At 35.1% G+C, this 2,845-nt stretch carries 1 protein-coding gene; it reads right to left on the bottom strand.

Features of this window, described 5'->3' with window-relative positions:
• Nucleotides 1-252 precede the first annotated feature (252 nt).
• Entirely contained in the window at nt 253-2,295 is a 2,043-nt protein-coding gene (locus ABXH34_RS18415) for a heavy metal translocating P-type ATPase (protein ID WP_353573351.1), read from the bottom strand.
• Between the last annotated feature and the right edge of the window lie 550 nt (nt 2,296-2,845).

Below are 2,845 nucleotides of genomic sequence, written 5' to 3'. Positions count from 1 at the left end.
GAATAGGTATAGTCAATTCTATCTTGAATGTGAGGACTGGCAGTCCTGAAATACTTTAAATATCAAATAGTTTTAAAACCTAGGACTGCCAGTCCTGTATCATCTTAAAATAGAATGACTATATACCCCAAAAATTGAAGCTAATAAAGATATCATTACGCACCGTATTGCACCTTATTTATAATAGCCATTATTTTGGTGGAAAACGCTATACCATTCCATCCTACATGCTTTGATTCTTTAGTAGTTATTTTAACTTTCAATCCTAACTTGTTTGAGGCTTTCTTGCTTGTCTTGAGGTAATTGTTTTAAAGGCAGCATCGCATGAGTGACCATACCCGCCAAAATCACCAAAGAAGAAAGTAAAGTTGTTAGCAATCCAATATGCAAATACAGTGGAAAAATAATCACATAACTACTAGCAGCCCCTGCACCGAAAATAATGCTGTGACGTAAATGCTTATCCAAATTTTTCGACAAATCATATAACTCATCTAATTTGGTTAATGTACCATCCATTAAAATCACTTGTGCCATATCAGTTGCAACCGATGATGCACCACGCAACGACACCGAGACATCAGCTTGTTTCATTGCAATTGCATCATTTACCCCATCACCGATAAAACATACTGTTTTGCCTTGTTTTTGGAATTTTTCGACAATATTGGCTTTATCTTCAGGTAAAATATTATGAAAATAGCTATCAGCTTCAATTGTCTCAGCTAAATGGCGGGTTGGTGAAGCGTTATCGCCTGATAGAATTGAGATGTGACTGATGCCGCGCTTGCGTAAGCCACTGATTAAATCCTTAACTTCAGGGCGAACTTGAAAACAAATTTCCATTGCACCAATCAATTCATGATCCACCGCGACCATAACTAGAGAATGTCCCTTGTGTTGATACGTCTCAATTAAGGCTGTTTCCACATCTTCAGGAATTTTAATCCCTTCCATTTTTAAAAACGAAATGCTACCAACCCAGATTGATTTATCTTCAAATGAGGCTTTGATACCATAACCCATTTTGTATTCTGAATAGTCTACGCTTGGCATAGCTAATTCCCATTGTTGGGCTTTTTTCTGAATCGCTTTAGCAATTGGATGATTCATTTTATATTCAGCAATTAAGGCATAATTGAGCAATTGTTTTTTCGTATAGGATTGATGATAAATGATAATTTCGCCGACCTCAGGTTGACTTTCAGTTAAAGTGCCTGTTTTATCAAAAATAATAGTATCTATCGTAGTAAGTTTTTCTAATGCTGCCCCATCTTTAACCAAAATTCCGTTACGGGAGGCGATAATTAGGTGATTCAAAGTTAACAACGATCCACAAAATCGAAAAATATTTCCTGGACTGGCATACAAAATAGCCAAGGTGGGAGAAAGACCAATAAAAGGAAATGCCACCGCTCCCAAGGCTAACAAAGGTACAGCGACTTTATCCGCCCATTTTTCACCCACTAATTGCACATCGGTTTTAAAATCAAGCATATTATCTAGTGTTTTAGTAATTTTAGCTGCAACCGTGTCATTACCCGATTTTTCAACTTTAATATAAATTTGGCCGCTTAATATCAAAGTCATCGCAAATACGTGATCGCCTGTTTGTTTTTCTACGGGTATTGATTCCCCCGTCAAGGTATGTTGGTCAATCATCGCCTCGCCTTGAATAATCACGCCGTCAATCGGTATCACTTCACCCGTATTCACCACAACAATATCGTTTACTTGTATGTCTTGCTGGGCAATTTCTATTTCAGAATCACCTTTTACAATCCAGACCGTAGTAGGCTGATTTTGGAAAATATCCGTCAGCATTTTTTCAGAGCGGTGTTGCGTTTTTGCAAGTGATTTACTACCTGCATGATAAATCAGCATAATCAATGCAGCGGTAAAGTAAGCCCCTGTTGCCACCGAACCAACCACAACCAGTGAATTGAGTAGGTCATTTTTGATTTTTCTTTCTCGAATCAATGACTGTTCGGCTTGTTTCAGAATCGGACTGCTCGCGTAAGTGAGGATAACAATGTTAGTGACTTGTAATATCGGAAAAGCAGAACTTGTTGTAGTGAGTAAAGCAGAAGTAAACAAGCTAAGACCACTAATTTTGATGTAATGATTGGAGGTTTGTTCTTCCTCAGCACTTGTGTGTTCTGGAACAATATCATTTTTTGGCGCTGAGCTATTTTGTAGTTTTTTAGCTACTTTGGCTTTCTTGCGTCCTCGATAAAAATCTAACACTCTTAAACTCAGATAAGTTCCCGCCATCAATTCAAGAGCCAGTAACATATCACAATCATCCTTTGAATAAATGTGACTCTATGATAGCAAAATCCACTATTAAAAAATGCCCCCTACTTTGGCTTAAATCACCTGCTTTTGATATCCCTGTTTGATAAGTGGTGAATTCCATTTTTTACTTTTTGGCCTTCTTACAAAATACTTCAGATAGGGATTGTTTTTCACTATTAAGTTAAGAGTGGCTGATACAGGAAATAATATAGTTAAATATTAATCTATCAGCCTTTTAAGATGTCTGTAAAATTCATTAATTTAGAGCCAAAAAATATAAATAGCACTAAATAAAATGTTATTTATAACAGAATAGATTTTTGTTTTAAAAAGAAAATATGTGTATTTATTATTCATAGATAGTATTAAAAACTAATCCGCCATCTTTTTTACATATTAAATAATTCTCATCCCAACATATTAATAGAAGTATTTATATTCTCCTACATTTTAAATTAGATGTTTTTACATTTATAATCAATATAATAAAAAATATCAGGTGCTTTTATATATAAATTTACGACAAATAATCTCTTTTATTTATGGT

Source organism: Candidatus Albibeggiatoa sp. nov. BB20, from assembly GCA_016744725.1.
GTDB lineage: Bacteria > Pseudomonadota > Gammaproteobacteria > Beggiatoales > Beggiatoaceae > Albibeggiatoa.
Note: the sequence above shows the minus strand (reverse complement) of the source record. Positions and strands in the feature narration are given on the sequence as shown.